The sequence below is a fragment of the Mesorhizobium sp. M0715 genome (assembly GCF_040320355.1).
Classification (GTDB): domain Bacteria; phylum Pseudomonadota; class Alphaproteobacteria; order Rhizobiales; family Rhizobiaceae; genus Mesorhizobium.
In genome coordinates this window covers 49,185-62,579 of the sequence record NZ_JAMYPL010000033.1, presented here as the reverse complement: position 1 = coordinate 62,579, position 13,395 = coordinate 49,185, and the positions used below count along the sequence as shown (strand labels likewise).

Here is a 13,395-nt window from a genome sequence, read left to right as displayed (position 1 = left end):
CCCCCACCCGCCCGGTCCATTTGGCGCCCTAGTGGGCAAAGGCCCAACACACGCCCCATAAATTCCGGTGCTGGCCCCGGCCCCCGCCCTCCCCGGGGGCGCCCGCCGGGGCGGCCGCGCGGCAGAGCTACGGCAAGCTGGTCGCCTGGCTCGCGGCCCGCACGCGCGACGTGGCCGCCGCCGAGGACGCGCTGGCCGATGCCTTTGCCGCCGCCCTCGAGCGCTGGCCGCGAACCGGCGTGCCGGAAAAGCCGGAAGCCTGGCTGCTGGCGGTGGCGCGGCGGCGCCGCGTCGATGCGGTGCGGCGGCGGCTCACCAGCGAGGCCGGCCGCGAGCATCTCAAGCTGATTGCGCAGGAGGCGGAGGCACGCATGACCGAGGAAGATCTGCCCGACGATCGGCTGCGGCTGATGTTCGCTTGCGCCCATCCGGCGATCGAATCGAGCGTACGCTCGCCACTTATCCTGCAGACGGTGCTGGGGTTCGACGCCGCGACGATCGCCTCCGCCTTCCTGGTCTCGCCCGCAACCATGGGCCAGCGCCTGGTGCGGGCCAAGTCCCGCATCCGTGAAACCGGCATTCCGTTCCGCGTGCCGGAGCGGGCCGAACTCGGGGAACGGCTGGATGCGGTGCTGGAAGCGATCTACGCCGCCTTCGCCGAAGGCTGGACCGACCCGGCGGGCACCGAAACGCGGCGCCGCAACCTGGCGACCGAAGGCATCTGGCTCGGCCGGCTGGTGGCTTCGCTGTTGCCGGAGGAGCCGGAGGCACTGGGCCTCTTGTCGCTGATGCTGTTTGCTGAGTCCCGCCGCGCCGCACGGCGCAGTGCCGAAGGCGACTTCGTGCCGCTGGCGGAACAGGATTGCCTTCTATGGGACCGCGCCCTCATCGATGAGGCGGAGGCGCTGCTTTCCCACGCCGCGTCCAAGGGCGTCATCGGCCGTTACCAGCTTGAGGCGGCCGTGCAGTCCGCGCATGCGGCACGAAGGTTCACCGGCCGCACCGACTGGGTGGCGATCCAGGAACTCTACGACGCGCTGCTTTCGATCGCAGGATCGCCGGTGGTGGCGATAAACCGCGCGGTGGCGATCGCCGAGGCCGAGGGCGCAGTGGCCGGATTGGCGGCCCTTTACGTGCTGGGCGACGACAAGCGGCTTGACGAGTACCAGCCCTATTGGGCCGCACGCGCCGGTCTCCTGGCCAGGCTTGGTCAGGTACCGCAAGCCTGCGAAGCCTACGACCGGGCGATCGGCCTCGAGCGAGACCCGGCGGTGCGCCGGTTCCTGCAGGGAAAACGGGCGGTGCTCAGAAATTGAGCTTCAGCCCGGCCACATCTCGTGCGAGGTGTTGAGCGTCTTCATCAGCGGATGGTCGCGCAGCCGCGCCCACAGGCGTTCGATGTTCGGCCATGCCGTCCGCGCGCTGTCGATGTCGGGATGCCAGGCCACCAGCATGACCAGATAGATGTCGGCCAGCGACATCCGGTCACCGACCAGCCAGTCACGGCCCTCGAGCGCGGCATCGAGAACGGCAAAGCCGCGGTCCATCTCGGCCACGGCCGCCAGCTTGACCGCCTTGGTGCCTTCGGGATCGGCCGTGTAGCGGTATGCGTAGTAGAAACGCAGCACTGCCGAATAGAGAACAGACGACATAAAGGCCATCCAGCGCAGGAAATCCGCGCGGGCAGGCGCTTCTGCTCCCGGCGCCAAATTGGCGTCGGGGTGGCGCTCGGCAAGCACAATGCAGATCGCTGCCGATTCGGTCATCGAGCTTCCGTCCGGCAGGGTCAGCACCGGCACCTGGTTCAACGGACTGATGTCGAGGAAGGCGGGATCGGGCCGGTCGGTCTTCGGCACGTCGATCTGCTCAAATGGTACATTGGCCAGCGCCAGCGCCGCCTCCACCACGAAGCCGCCGCTGCCGGGACGGGTATAAAGCTTGTACATGAAATTCTCCCCCGGCCCGCGCAAAGCAGGCCGGGGGAAATATGAACCGGAAGCGGTGTGGCGCTCAAGCCGCCCATGGCGGCCACGGGCGTTTTTTCAGCGGGCCAGCTTGGTCACGAAGAAGCGTCGGATTACGATCCCAGCCCCTCGAACAGGATTGTCGACAGGTAACGCTCGGCGAAGGACGGGATGACCACCACAAGATTTTTGCCCTTGTTCTCCGGCCGCGAGCCGACGACGATGGCCGCCTGCAGGGCGGCGCCCGAAGAGATGCCGACCGGCACGCCTTCGAGGCGGGCGACGAGGCGGGCATTGGCGACCGAATCCTCGTTCGACACCTTGACGATCTCGTCATAGATCGTCGTATCGAGGATTTTGGGCGCAAAGCCGGCGCCGATGCCCTGGATCTTGTGCGGGCCGGGCTGGCCGCCCGACAGAACCGGCGAGGAGTCCGGCTCGACGGCGACGACATGCACGGAGGGCTTGCGCTTCTTCAGCACCTGGCCGACGCCGGTGATGGTGCCGCCGGTGCCGATGCCGGCGACGAAGATATCGACCTCGCCATGCGTATCGTTCCAGATTTCCTCGGCCGTCGTCGTGCGGTGGATTTCCGGATTGGCCGGGTTCTCGAACTGCTGCGGGATGATCGCGTTGGGGATCGTCGCTGCCAGTTCGTCGGCCTTGGCGATGGCGCCCTTCATACCTTTCGGGCCTTCTGTCAGCACTAGCTCCGCGCCGAGCAGCGCCAGCATTTTCCGGCGCTCGATCGACATCGTTTCGGGCATCGTCAGGATCAGCTTGTAGCCCTTGGCGGCAGCGGCGAAGGCAAGCGCGATGCCGGTGTTGCCCGACGTCGGTTCGATCAGCGTGGTCTTGCCGGGAGAAATCTTGCCTGACGCCTCCAGCGCCTCGATCATCGCCACGCCGATGCGGTCCTTGACCGAGGCGATCGGATTGAAGAATTCGAGCTTGGCGATGAGATTGGCGACGATGCCCTTTTCCCGAGCGAACTTGTCGAGCCGCACCAGAGGCGTATCGCCGATCGTGTCGGTGATGGAATCGTAGACGCGGCCGCGGCCGGGCACGCGGGCTGATGTGGTGGGCTTGTTCATTGGTTTCGCTCCCAGAATTTCAGGCAAGTGGATTTGCGGGCAACATAGGACCTTCGACCGCGCAAGATAGACTGTCGATTGAAAATATCCGAGTGAGACCTGTGTCTAAAACAGTGCCGTCTCGGAAAAGCATTTCCCGCAAAGGCCTGTTTGCGAAATGCTTTGGCCGAAAGCCCGCTATTGGCGGGCGGCAATCGCTGCAGCGGCACCGACCATGAAGCCGGCAGCCGTACGGTTCAGCGCCTTGAGCGCGCGCGGCGACTTCAGGAACCAGCGCGCCTTGGCGGCCAGCGCCAGATACGGCACCAGCACCACCAGAAGCACGACGATCGTCAGCGCGACGAGAATGCCGTAGTCGGCCAGCGTGATGGTTTTCAGGTCGACGATGGTCGGCGTGATGGCGAGATAGAAGATCATCGTCTTCGGATTGCCGAGCGTGAGGGTCAGGCCGGCGGCAAAGCTCGACAGCAAGCCGCCCTTGCCTTTTCTGGCCTCGACGGTCTCGGGCGTGATGCCGCTGTTCCAGAAGCGCCAGCCGAGGAAGGCGAGATAGGCGACGCCGAGCCATTTGATAGCGAGGAAAACCATGCCGAAACTCTGGGCGACGAAGGCGAGGCCAAGCACCACGGCGGTCAGATAGGTGATGTCGCCAACCATCAGGCCAAAAGACATCGCCAGCGACGAGCGGAAGCCGGAGCCGAGCGCACGGGCGACCAGCGCGGTGATGCCGGGACCAGGAATCGCGGCGGCGATGCCGAGAGCGGCGCTGTAGGCGAGGAATCCGGTGAGGGTCATGGTTGCGGCCTTGCGCGACGCTGCTATCACGGCATCCTATCGCACAAAGTCCGGCGGGCGTGAATTCCCTGAAACTCGGATTCGATTGCACCACGCCTGTGCGAACTGCGCTCAGGAACGACCGTCGCCATGGGTGACACGCCAGATGGTGCCGTTGCCGTCCTCGGTGACGATCAGCGCGCCATCCAGGGCCACCGCCACGCCGACCGGCCGCCCCCAGACCTCACCGTTCGAGACGACGAAGCCGGTGATGAAATCCTCATATTCGCCGGTTGGCTTGCCGTCCTTGAACAGCAACCGCACCACCTTGTAGCCGGTCCGGTTGCCGCGGTTCCATGACCCGTGCAGAGCGACGAAAGCATCGCCCTTGTATTCGGCCGGAAAGCTCTTCCCATCGTAGAAGGCGATGTTGAGCGGCGCCGAATGCGCCTGCATCAGCACATCGGGAACGGTCGTTTTGCCGGCAAGATCGGGGCGCTCACCCTTGTGGCGCGGATCCTCATTGTCGCCGATATAATACCACGGCCAGCCATAGAAGGCGCCGTCCTTGACCACGGTCGCGTATTCGGGCGGCACATTGTCGCCAAGCGCATCCCGTTCGTTGACGACGCACCACAGCGCGCCGGTCGCCGGCTGCACGGTCATGCCCGAGCAGTTGCGCAGGCCGGTGGCAAAGATGCGGCCGCTCTTGCCATCGGGATCGAAGGCCAGCACATCGGCGCGGCCATCTTCGGATCCCCATGGCGCGCCGAGCGCCTGCGACGCCGCCCAGGCGTCGAGTCCGCCCTTCGGCTCCTGGCCCATGTCCTCGGCGACATTCGATCCCGAGCCGACCGACAGATAAAGCGTCTTGCCGTCCGGCGAAAAAGCGATGTCGCGGGTCCAGTGGTGATTGGCCGGGATGTTGTCGACGATGGTTTCTGGATCGCCGGAGGCCTTCAGGTCGCCATTGCGGTAGGCAAAACGCACGATGCTGTCGCTATTGGCGACATAGACCCATTGCGGGTCAGCGCCTGGCGGATAGAAGGCAATACCATAGGGCTGGTTGAGATTGCCGGCAAAGATGCCGTCCTGCGCAGGCTTCGCACTGCCTTCGGCCAGACGGTAGATGCGGACTTGGTTGGCCTCGCTGTCGGCGACGAACAGGTCGCCATTCGGCGCGACGCGCACGACGCGTGGATTGTCGATGCCCGATGCAACCAGCTCGGCCGAGAACCCCGGCGGCAGTTGCAGCTTCGCGTCTGCCGGCATGTCCGCAACGCCGGCGCTGTTCGAGGTCGACCGGGTGGCATAGGGCTTAGGCAGATCGTCCGGTCTGATCAGGCGGCGTGTGCCCGGCTTGTCCGCTCGCCAGTCGCCGAATGCGGCCGCGCCTTTGAGCACCGGATCGTCCGCCTGCTGGGCGAATGAAGCGGTCGAGAGAAACAGTGCGGCGGAAATTGCGGGGCCGGCAAAACGCATCATTCGGTCCTCCAATGTTTGGGCGTGAGAACAGGAACGAGCGGTCTCGTCGATCGTTCCACGGCACACGATGAGGTGGAGGAAGCTTCCGGTTTCCCGGCTCAGGTCCCGGCGGCGTAAAAATCGTCGTCGAGGCGTTTTTCCAACTCGACGAGGTCAGCCGGCAGCGGCAATCCCATGGCGCGCATTTCCTGCAGTTTTTCACGCAACTGCTCCTGGATCTCGTGCTGGTCTTCCGGCTGGTTGACCATCTCTTCCAGCAGCAGGCTGATCCGGGCCTTGAATTCTTCGAGCGCCATCATCGTCTCCTCGGTTGGATCAGCTCAGCGCAGCATGCGGGAAATCAGCTGCGCCGTATAGTCGACCATTGGGACGATGCGCGCGTAGTTCAGCCGGGTCGGGCCGATGACGCCGAGCGCGCCGACGACGCGGGCATCCTTGTCGCGATAGGGCGCGACAACCAGCGACGAGCCCGACAGCGAAAACAGCTTGTTTTCCGAGCCGATGAAGATGCGCACGCCCGATCCCTCTTCGGCGAGGTCAAGCAACTGGATAAGCCCGTCCTGCGTCTCCATGTCCTCGAACAAATGGCGCAGCAGTTCGATGTCGGCCTGGGCGGTGACGTTTTCGAGCAGATTGGCGCGCCCGCGCACGATGAGCCGTGCCGGCAGGCCACTGTCGGCGCCGGCCCACACCGCCAGCCCCTTCTCGACCAGGTCCTGCGACAGCGTGTCGAGCGCGGCCCTGGTCTCTTCCTTGATGCGGGCGATCTCGATCCGCGCCTCGGCAAGCGTTCGGCCGCGTATATGGGCGTTGAGGAAATTTGAGGCCTCGTGCAGTTGCGAGACGGTGATGCCGGCAGGCAGCTCGACGACGCGGTTCTCGACGTCGCCATTCTGCGACACCAGCACCGCCAGCGCCTTGGTCGGTTCGAGTTGGATGAATTCGATGTGCTTCAGCGCCACCTCGTTCTTGGCGGCCAGAACCAGGCCGGCGCCGCGCGACATGCCCGACAGCATCTGGCTGGCCTCGGTCAGCATGTGCTCCAGCGTCGCGCCCGAGCCGGACGCCCGAACCTGTGCCTCGATGGCGCGGCGCTCCTCGTCGGAAAGGTCGCCAAGCTCCATGAAGGCATCGACAAAGAAACGCAGGCCGGCCTGCGTCGGCAACCGGCCGGCCGAGATGTGCGGCGCGTAGATCAGGCCGAGATGCTCGAGATCGCTCATCACGTTGCGGATGGTCGCCGGCGACAGCGAGGACGGCAGGATACGCGACAGGCTGCGCGAGCCCACCGGTTCACCGTCCCTGAGGTAGGAATCGACAATGCGCCGGAAGATGTCGCGGGAACGCATATCGAGCGACTGAAGCGCGGGCGACTGCGAAGCGGGATCGACTGCCTTGGTCATACGGCCAAAAACCTCCGGCCCAACGATATAGACTTACACTGCACCCGCGCAACCCGGTGTCTTTGTGAGATCACCCGGTGTCTGTGTGAGATCACCCGGTGTCTGCGTCAGATCGTCAGGCCATTTTCCTTTGCGCCACGCGTCCCATGCGGTTACAAGCCGGCCAAGATTCCGAAAAATGACAAGAAAGCAGCCTGAATGCGCCCTTCCAAACGCCAATTCGACGAAATGCGTGCCATCTCCTTCGAGCGCGGCGTCTCCAAGCATGCCGAAGGCTCGTGCCTGGTGAAGTTCGGCGACACGCATGTCCTGTGCACGGCCAGCCTTGAGGAAAAAGTGCCTGGCTGGATGCGCAATTCCGGCAAGGGCTGGGTGACGGCCGAATACGGCATGCTGCCGCGCTCGACCGGCGAGCGCATGCGCCGCGAGGCTTCGGCCGGCAAGCAGGGCGGCCGCACGCTGGAAATCCAGCGGCTGATCGGCCGCTCCCTGCGCGCCGTGGTCGATTTGCAGGCGCTGGGCGAGCAGCAGATCACCGTCGACTGCGACGTCATCCAGGCCGATGGCGGCACCCGCACCGCATCGATCACCGGCGGCTGGGTGGCGCTGTATGACTGCCTGCGCTGGATGGAAGCGCGCCAGATGGCCAGCGTCGCCAAGGTGCTGAAGGACCATGTCGCTGCGATCTCCTGCGGCATCCATGACGGTCAGCCGGTTATCGACCTCGACTATATCGAGGATTCCGCGGCCGGCACCGACGCCAATTTCGTCATGACCGGCAAGGGTGGCATCGTCGAGATCCAAGGCACCGCCGAGGGCGAGCCTTTCTCCGAAGAGCAGTTCGCGGACTTGATGGGCCTGGCCAAGAAAGGCATCCAGCGGTTGGTGAGTTTGCAGCAGATGGCAGTGGCTTAGGATTAAATGCCGAGCTTGAACACCCCCCTCTGCCCTGCCGGGCATCTCCCCCGCAAGGGGGGAGATCGGATGTCGTTTCGGGCTTCGCTAATCTCTAACGTTGCAAAGGGCGCGGCGATGCGGAGGCTGCCAATCTCCCCCCTTGCGGGGGAGATGCCCGGCAGGGCAGAGGGGGGTGCCTCGTGATGCCCTCTGCCATCCTTGAATCAGCTCTCTACGTCAGCGACCTGACCGCAGCGGAAACCTTCTACACCGACATCCTCGGCCTCCCCCTCCTCGGCAAGGTGGCCGGCCGGCATCTCTTCTTCCGCTGCGGCCCCGGCGTGCTGCTCGTCTTCAACGCCGAGGCGACCAAAATCCCGCCGGCGTCCGACGCCAGGCTGCCGGTGCCGCCGCACGGCACGGTCGGCGAAGGCCATCTCTGCTTTGCTGCGACCGCCGACGAAATCGTGCGCTGGAAAGCGCATCTCGAGGCGAAGAACATCGCTATCGAAAGCGAATTTGAATGGCCGCAGGGCGGCCGTTCGATCTATACACGCGACCCCTCGGGCAATTCGATCGAATTCGCCGAGCCACGAATCTGGGGCCTTTGATGCATTCTCTCGACGGAAAGAAGATCGTCGTCGCCAGCCACAATGAAGGCAAGCTGCGCGAATTCGCCGACCTGATGGGGCCGTTCGGCTTCGAAGCGAAATCGGCCAAGGAGTATGGCCTGCCGGAACCGGACGAGACCGGTACCACCTTCGAGGAGAACGCCTACATCAAAGCGCTCGCCGCAGCCAAGGCGACCGGCCTGCCGGCGCTGTCGGACGATTCCGGCCTGTGCGTCGACGCGCTCGACGGCGCGCCCGGCGTCTACACCGCCAACTGGGCCGAAACCCCGGATGGATCGCGCGATTTCGGCATGGCCATGCAGCGCACCGAAGTGGCGTTGCAGGAAGTCGGCGCGGCCTTGCCGCAACAGCGCAAGGGACGCTTCGTCGCCGTCATCTGCCTGGCGTTTCCCGACGGCGAGGCGGAATATTATCGCGGCGAGGCCGAAGGCACGCTGGTCTGGCCGCCGCGCGGCGAACTCGGCTTCGGCTACGACCCGGTCTTCCTCCCCGACGGCTTCGACAAGACTTTTGGTGAGATGACGGCCGAGGAAAAGCACGGCTGGAAGCCCGGCCAGCCGACGGCGCTGTCGCATCGCGCTCGCGCCTTCCAGAAGTTCGCCAAAGCGAGATTGGGCTCGCCATGAGCATGCTGCTCGACCGGACGCCCGGCTTCGGCGTTTATGTCCATTGGCCGTTCTGCGCGGCCAAATGCCCCTATTGCGACTTCAACAGCCATGTCCGCCACCAGCCAGTCGACCAGGAGCGCTTTGCCGCCGCCTTCGAGGCCGAACTGGCGACGATGCGCGAACGCACCGGGCTGCGCGAGGTGACCAGCATCTTTCTCGGCGGCGGCACGCCGTCGCTGATGAAGCCGGAAACCGTGGCCAGGGTTCTGGACGCCGTGGCGAAGAACTGGACTGTGCCTGATGGCATCGAGGTGACGCTGGAGGCCAATCCGTCCTCGGTCGAGGCCGAACGCTTTCGCGGCTACCGGGCAGCCGGCGTCAACCGCGTGTCGCTCGGCGTGCAGGCGCTGGATGACAAGGATTTGCGCTTCCTCGGGCGGCTGCACAATGTCGAGGAAGCGCTGCACGCCATCGGCCTCGCGCGGGAAATATTCCCAAGGCTGTCCTTCGACCTCATCTATGCCCGGCCCGGCCAGACGCCGGAGGCTTGGGCATCGGAGCTGGAACAGGCGATCGGCCATGCCGCCGACCATCTGTCGCTTTACCAGCTGACCATTGAGGAAGGCACGCCCTTCCACGCCCTGCACGCGGCAAAGAAATTCATCATTCCCGACAATGACCACGCCGCCGACCTCTATGCGCTGACGCAGGAGATTACATCGGCGCATGGTTTGCCGGCTTACGAGATCTCCAACCACGCAAGGCCGGGCGCCGAGAGCCGGCACAACCTCACCTATTGGCGCTATGGCGAATATGTCGGCGTCGGGCCGGGCGCGCATGGCCGCTTCGTCGAAAATGGTCGCCGCACGGTGACGATCGCCGAGCGGATGCCGGAAACCTGGGCCAATCTGGTCGAGGCCAAGGGCCATGGCGTCACCGGCGGCGAAATCCTGACGCGTTCGGAAGAGGCCGACGAATTCCTGCTGATGGGCCTGCGGCTCGCCGAAGGCATCGACCTCTCCCGCTACGAAGCGTTCTCCGGACGCGGCCTGTCGAGCGCGCGACTGTCGATGCTGCAGGGAGAGGGGCTGGTAGCGCCGATCGGCAATTCGCGCCTGCGCGCCACGCCGGCCGGTATGATCGTGCTCGACGCCGTAGTGGCGGACCTGGCGCGCTAACCCTTGAAGAACGTCCTCTTCGTATGCAGCCAGAACCGCTTGCGCAGCCCGACCGCCGAACAGGTGTTTTCAACGCGCCGGGATATCGAGGTGGCCTCGGCGGGGACCAACCACGATGCCGACACGCCGCTGACGCATTATCTGGTGGCGTGGGCCGACCTCATCTTCGTCATGGAAAAGGCGCACCGCACCAAACTGCAGAAGAAATTCAAGGCCAGCCTGAGGAAGGCCCGTGTTATCTGCCTCGATATACCTGACGAGTATGAATTCATGGATCTTGAGTTGATTAGCCTTCTGAAGGCACGCGTTTCACGGTATCTCGGTTGAGACGCCATCCGCAAAGGCCACCGGCATGAACCTGACCGTATCCTCCTGGCAATTCTGGGCCCTCCTCTCGGCTGCATTCGCGGCCCTGACGGCGGTCTTCGCCAAAGTCGGCATCGAGAACATCAATTCCGATTTCGCCACCTTCATCCGCACGGTCATCATCCTGATCGTGCTCGGTGCCATCCTGCTCGCCAGCGGCCAGTTCCAGTCGCCGGCTACAATCTCGGGAAAGACCTGGGCTTTCCTCGGCCTGTCCGGTCTGGCGACCGGCGCCTCATGGCTCTGCTATTTTCGGGCGCTCAAGATCGGCAATGCGGCGCAGGTGGCGCCGATCGACAAGCTAAGCGTCGTGCTTGTGGCGGTGTTTGGCGCGGCCTTTCTCGGCGAGCGGTTGTCCGGAGCGAATTGGCTTGGCGTCGCCCTTATCGCGGCGGGCGCGGTGCTGGTCGCCTATCGAGGCTAGTTGCGCGCCGTTGCGGGCATTCTTTGTTTCAAGACGGGTGATGAAGATGTCGAAGCGATTGGGCATCGTCCGGTCAGTGCTCCGTCGTGCTGTCTGGTTTGTTGCTGTCGGAATGCCTGCCCTTCGTCGGCGAGGTGCTCGCGGTCCGCTCTTTGGTCAGGCTGTTCTCGGTCTTGGCAGGCGGGCGCTTGGCCGTGGGCGCGGCACCGCGCTTGCGGCCGGCATAGTAAGGCTCGAAAGCGTCCTGTATCTTCAGGCTGTCCATCCTGTCCTCCTCCGGAATCAGGGGGCTAATCTGCCAACGCCGGTTTGGTTCCCCACTGTGGCAAAGGAAAGGCGAATTCCTTACATCGGCGTCAGCTTTTGCAAGCCCGCGTCAGCCGTGCCAAACAGGGCTGAATGGAGAAGTCATCGGTGACCGCAGAGACGAGCAAGCGCAGCTATGTGGTCGGGCAGACCGAGATCGCGGCACGGCCATTGGAGCCGGCGCTCTATCTGGTGGCGACGCCGATCGGCAATCTCGCCGACATCACGCTGCGCGCGCTGGAGACGCTGGCCGCGGCCGACATCGTCGCCTGCGAAGACACGCGGGTGTCGCGCGTGCTGCTCGAGCGCTACGGCATTCGCCGCCGCACCACGGCCTATCATGAACACAATGCCGGCGAGGCCGGGCCGAAGCTGATATCGGCACTTCAGGCCGGGCAGAGCGTGGCGCTGATCTCCGATGCCGGCACGCCGCTGGTATCCGATCCCGGCTACCGGCTGGTCGGCGAGGCGCTCGACCACGGCATTCGCGTCGTGCCGATCCCCGGCCCGTCGGCGCCGCTTGCGGCGTTGACCGCATCCGGCCTGCCCTCCGATGCCTTCATGTTCGCCGGATTTTTGCCGGTGAAGACCGGGCAGCGGTTGACGCGGCTGGAGGCACTGAAAGCCGTGCCGGCGACGCTGATCTTCTTCGAATCGCCGCGTCGGCTGGCCGAATCCCTCGGTGCCATGGTCGAAGCGCTGGGCGGCGAGCGAAAGGCGGCTATCGGCAGGGAATTGACCAAGACCTTCGAGGAGATGCGAACCGGCACGCTGCAGGCGCTGGCCGACCACTATGCTGCGGCCGATACGCCGAAGGGCGAGATCGTCGTCTGCGTCGGCCCGGCCGAGGCCAAGGCGGACGAGCCCGCCGATATCGACCGCCTGCTGCTGTCGCTCGCCGCCGAGATGCCGGCTTCCAAGGCGGCTGCGGAAGCCGCGAAAATGACCGGCGGCCAGAAACAGGCGCTCTATCGGCGGCTGCTAGAGCTCAGGGAGATTTCTGGAGAAAGCGACAGTGGCTGAGCGCCCGAGCTCCAGCCGCCTGAAAGCCTATCGACGCGGTCATCGCGGCGAATGGCTGGCGGCGGCAGCCCTGATGATGAAGGGCTACAGGATTCTTGCGCGCCGCCACCGCACACGCTTCGGCGAGATCGACCTGATCGCGCGGCGCGGCGATCTGGTGCTGTTCGTCGAGGTCAAGGCGCGCCGCACGCTGATGGAAGCCATGGAGGCGATCGGTCACGAATCGGAGCGTCGCATAGAAGGCGCGGCTGACATCTGGCTGTCACGCCAAGCGGACTACGGCAGATTGTCGATGCGCTTCGACATGGTCGCGGTGCTGCCCTGGCGCTGGCCGGTGCATGTCGAGAACGCGTTTTACGGAAGGAATTGAGTAGCTTACCCTCCCCACAAGGGGGAGGGTAAGCTCACCCCCAAACCATCAGCGCCGCCAGCCCGACAATACCCACCACCAGCCGCCACCAGCCGAACAGCGAGTAGCCGTTGCGCGAGACGTAATCGAGCAGGAAGCGTACGACTATGAGCGCCGTGACGAAGGCGGCGACGAAGCCGACGGCGATGATCGGCAGGTCGGCGCTGCTCAGCACGTTGCGGTTCTTGAACAGGTCGAAGGCGAAGGCGCCGACCATGGTCGGGATCGCAAGGAAGAAGGAAAATTCCGCGGCCGCGCGCTTATCGACGCCCAAAAGCAGGGCGCCGACGATGGTCGAGCCCGAACGCGATGTGCCGGGAATGAGCGACAGGCACTGGAAAAGCCCGATCTGCAGGTAAAGCCGGGTCGGGAAGCGCTCGACATCGCGGTAGACCGGCTTGAGGTTCATGCGGTCCACCGCCAGCAGTACGACGCCGCCGATGATCAGCATGATGCAGATCAGCCTCGGCGATTCGAACAGCACCGTCTTGATGAAATCATGCGCCAGCGCGCCGATGATCGCCGCCGGCAGGAAGGCGATCAGGATGCCGATGGCGAAATGCCGCGTCAGCCGGTCATGCGGCAGGTCGAGCAGCATCTTCCACAGCCGGCGGAAATAGACGCTGAGGATCGCCAGGATGGCGCCGAGCTGGATCAGGATCTCGAAGGCCTTGCCGGTCGAATGGAAGCCGAGGAAATGACCGGCAAGCAGAATATGGCCGGTCGACGACACCGGGATGAACTCGGTCAGCCCCTCCAGCAGGCCGAGCAGCAGGGCTTCGACGATGGTCTGGCTTTCCATGGCTACCTCGGCATTGGCGTGACGGCTGAC

General features: G+C 64.7%; 16 protein-coding genes and 1 pseudogene. 9 read left to right on the top strand and 8 right to left on the bottom strand.

Annotation, left to right across the window (positions count from 1 at the left end):
- Window positions 1–98: 98 nt before the first annotated feature.
- Window positions 99–1,316, top strand: a pseudogene (locus NKI21_RS28790) (RNA polymerase sigma factor); the annotation flags it as partial.
- Window positions 1,317–1,319: 3 nt separating this feature from the next.
- On the opposite strand, the gene NKI21_RS28785 reads toward NKI21_RS28790, so the two are convergent.
- The 6 genes from NKI21_RS28785 to hrcA all read right to left on the bottom strand — a co-directional run bounded on the left by NKI21_RS28785 (window position 1,320) and on the right by hrcA (window position 6,720).
- The gene (locus NKI21_RS28785; RefSeq protein WP_352613477.1) at window positions 1,320–1,946 is read right to left on the bottom strand and encodes a glutathione S-transferase family protein; all 627 of its coding nucleotides are present in this window, start codon (window positions 1,944–1,946) and stop codon (window positions 1,320–1,322) included.
- Window positions 1,947–2,077: 131 nt separating this feature from the next.
- On the bottom strand, window positions 2,078–3,058 hold the full coding sequence (gene cysK, locus NKI21_RS28780; RefSeq protein ID WP_352613479.1) for a cysteine synthase A: 981 nt from the start codon (window positions 3,056–3,058) through the stop codon (window positions 2,078–2,080).
- Window positions 3,059–3,235: 177 nt separating this feature from the next.
- On the bottom strand, window positions 3,236–3,853 hold the full coding sequence (locus NKI21_RS28775) for a LysE family translocator (RefSeq protein ID WP_352613481.1): 618 nt from the start codon (window positions 3,851–3,853) through the stop codon (window positions 3,236–3,238).
- Between the two features lie 111 nt (window positions 3,854–3,964).
- On the bottom strand, window positions 3,965–5,317 hold the full coding sequence (locus NKI21_RS28770) for a PQQ-dependent sugar dehydrogenase (RefSeq protein ID WP_352613483.1): 1,353 nt from the start codon (window positions 5,315–5,317) through the stop codon (window positions 3,965–3,967).
- A 98-nt stretch (window positions 5,318–5,415) separates the two neighbouring features.
- Window positions 5,416–5,613 (bottom strand): hypothetical protein, encoded by a 198-nt coding sequence (locus NKI21_RS28765; RefSeq protein ID WP_023814156.1) that lies wholly within the window; start codon window positions 5,611–5,613, stop codon window positions 5,416–5,418.
- A gap of 24 nt (window positions 5,614–5,637) precedes the next feature.
- The gene (gene hrcA / locus NKI21_RS28760) at window positions 5,638–6,720 is read right to left on the bottom strand and encodes a heat-inducible transcriptional repressor HrcA (RefSeq protein WP_027040272.1); all 1,083 of its coding nucleotides are present in this window, start codon (window positions 6,718–6,720) and stop codon (window positions 5,638–5,640) included.
- A 198-nt stretch (window positions 6,721–6,918) separates the two neighbouring features.
- Here hrcA and rph point away from each other — a divergent pair, with 198 nt between their 5' ends.
- The 6 genes from rph (at window position 6,919) to NKI21_RS28730 (ending at window position 10,825) form a co-directional block, all read left to right on the top strand.
- On the top strand, window positions 6,919–7,635 hold the full coding sequence (rph, locus tag NKI21_RS28755; RefSeq protein ID WP_013528632.1) for a ribonuclease PH: 717 nt from the start codon (window positions 6,919–6,921) through the stop codon (window positions 7,633–7,635).
- Between the two features lie 182 nt (window positions 7,636–7,817).
- Window positions 7,818–8,228 (top strand): VOC family protein, encoded by a 411-nt coding sequence (locus NKI21_RS28750; protein WP_352613485.1) that lies wholly within the window; start codon window positions 7,818–7,820, stop codon window positions 8,226–8,228.
- Window positions 8,228–8,875: an RdgB/HAM1 family non-canonical purine NTP pyrophosphatase gene (gene rdgB, locus NKI21_RS28745; RefSeq protein WP_352613486.1), complete on the top strand. Its 648-nt coding sequence runs from the start codon at window positions 8,228–8,230 to the stop codon at window positions 8,873–8,875. Before NKI21_RS28750 ends, rdgB begins: the two co-directional genes overlap by 1 nt.
- Window positions 8,872–10,035, top strand: a complete 1,164-nt coding sequence (gene hemW, locus NKI21_RS28740) for a radical SAM family heme chaperone HemW (RefSeq protein ID WP_352613488.1) — start codon at window positions 8,872–8,874, stop codon at window positions 10,033–10,035. Before rdgB ends, hemW begins: the two co-directional genes overlap by 4 nt.
- 3 nt (window positions 10,036–10,038) lie before the next feature.
- Entirely contained in the window at window positions 10,039–10,362 is a 324-nt protein-coding gene (locus tag NKI21_RS28735) for a low molecular weight protein tyrosine phosphatase family protein (RefSeq protein ID WP_023814161.1), read from the top strand.
- A 25-nt stretch (window positions 10,363–10,387) separates the two neighbouring features.
- The gene (locus NKI21_RS28730) at window positions 10,388–10,825 is read left to right on the top strand and encodes an EamA family transporter (RefSeq protein WP_023814162.1); all 438 of its coding nucleotides are present in this window, start codon (window positions 10,388–10,390) and stop codon (window positions 10,823–10,825) included.
- Between the two features lie 73 nt (window positions 10,826–10,898).
- Here the strand turns inward: NKI21_RS28730 and NKI21_RS28725 are convergent, their stop codons facing one another.
- On the bottom strand, window positions 10,899–11,090 hold the full coding sequence (locus tag NKI21_RS28725; protein ID WP_023814163.1) for a hypothetical protein: 192 nt from the start codon (window positions 11,088–11,090) through the stop codon (window positions 10,899–10,901).
- 134 nt (window positions 11,091–11,224) lie between these two features.
- On the opposite strand from NKI21_RS28725, the gene rsmI reads away from it, so the two are divergent.
- Complete coding sequence (gene rsmI / locus NKI21_RS28720) at window positions 11,225–12,154, top strand: 16S rRNA (cytidine(1402)-2'-O)-methyltransferase (RefSeq protein ID WP_128305283.1); 930 nt, start codon at window positions 11,225–11,227, stop codon at window positions 12,152–12,154.
- A complete protein-coding gene (locus NKI21_RS28715) occupies window positions 12,147–12,524 on the top strand; it encodes a YraN family protein (RefSeq protein ID WP_128305282.1) in 378 nt (125 codons plus the stop codon). Before rsmI ends, NKI21_RS28715 begins: the two co-directional genes overlap by 8 nt.
- A gap of 34 nt (window positions 12,525–12,558) precedes the next feature.
- Here the strand turns inward: NKI21_RS28715 and NKI21_RS28710 are convergent, their stop codons facing one another.
- On the bottom strand, window positions 12,559–13,365 hold the full coding sequence (locus NKI21_RS28710; protein WP_352613490.1) for an undecaprenyl-diphosphate phosphatase: 807 nt from the start codon (window positions 13,363–13,365) through the stop codon (window positions 12,559–12,561).
- Between the last annotated feature and the right edge of the window lie 30 nt (window positions 13,366–13,395).

Coding starts and splice junctions, on each gene's coding strand:
- cysK (WP_352613479.1), bottom strand. CDS start 3,058: ATGAACAAGCCCACCACATCAGCCCGCGTGCCCGGCCGCGGCCGCGTC.
- NKI21_RS28725 (WP_023814163.1), bottom strand. CDS start 11,090: ATGGACAGCCTGAAGATACAGGACGCTTTCGAGCCTTACTATGCCGGC.
- rdgB (WP_352613486.1), top strand. CDS start 8,228: ATGCATTCTCTCGACGGAAAGAAGATCGTCGTCGCCAGCCACAATGAA.
- NKI21_RS28775 (WP_352613481.1), bottom strand. CDS start 3,853: ATGACCCTCACCGGATTCCTCGCCTACAGCGCCGCTCTCGGCATCGCC.
- NKI21_RS28785 (WP_352613477.1), bottom strand. CDS start 1,946: ATGTACAAGCTTTATACCCGTCCCGGCAGCGGCGGCTTCGTGGTGGAG.
- NKI21_RS28710 (WP_352613490.1), bottom strand. CDS start 13,365: ATGGAAAGCCAGACCATCGTCGAAGCCCTGCTGCTCGGCCTGCTGGAG.
- rph (WP_013528632.1), top strand. CDS start 6,919: ATGCGCCCTTCCAAACGCCAATTCGACGAAATGCGTGCCATCTCCTTC.
- NKI21_RS28730 (WP_023814162.1), top strand. CDS start 10,388: ATGAACCTGACCGTATCCTCCTGGCAATTCTGGGCCCTCCTCTCGGCT.
- hemW (WP_352613488.1), top strand. CDS start 8,872: ATGAGCATGCTGCTCGACCGGACGCCCGGCTTCGGCGTTTATGTCCAT.
- NKI21_RS28765 (WP_023814156.1), bottom strand. CDS start 5,613: ATGGCGCTCGAAGAATTCAAGGCCCGGATCAGCCTGCTGCTGGAAGAG.
- NKI21_RS28770 (WP_352613483.1), bottom strand. CDS start 5,317: ATGATGCGTTTTGCCGGCCCCGCAATTTCCGCCGCACTGTTTCTCTCG.
- rsmI (WP_128305283.1), top strand. CDS start 11,225: ATGGAGAAGTCATCGGTGACCGCAGAGACGAGCAAGCGCAGCTATGTG.
- hrcA (WP_027040272.1), bottom strand. CDS start 6,720: ATGACCAAGGCAGTCGATCCCGCTTCGCAGTCGCCCGCGCTTCAGTCG.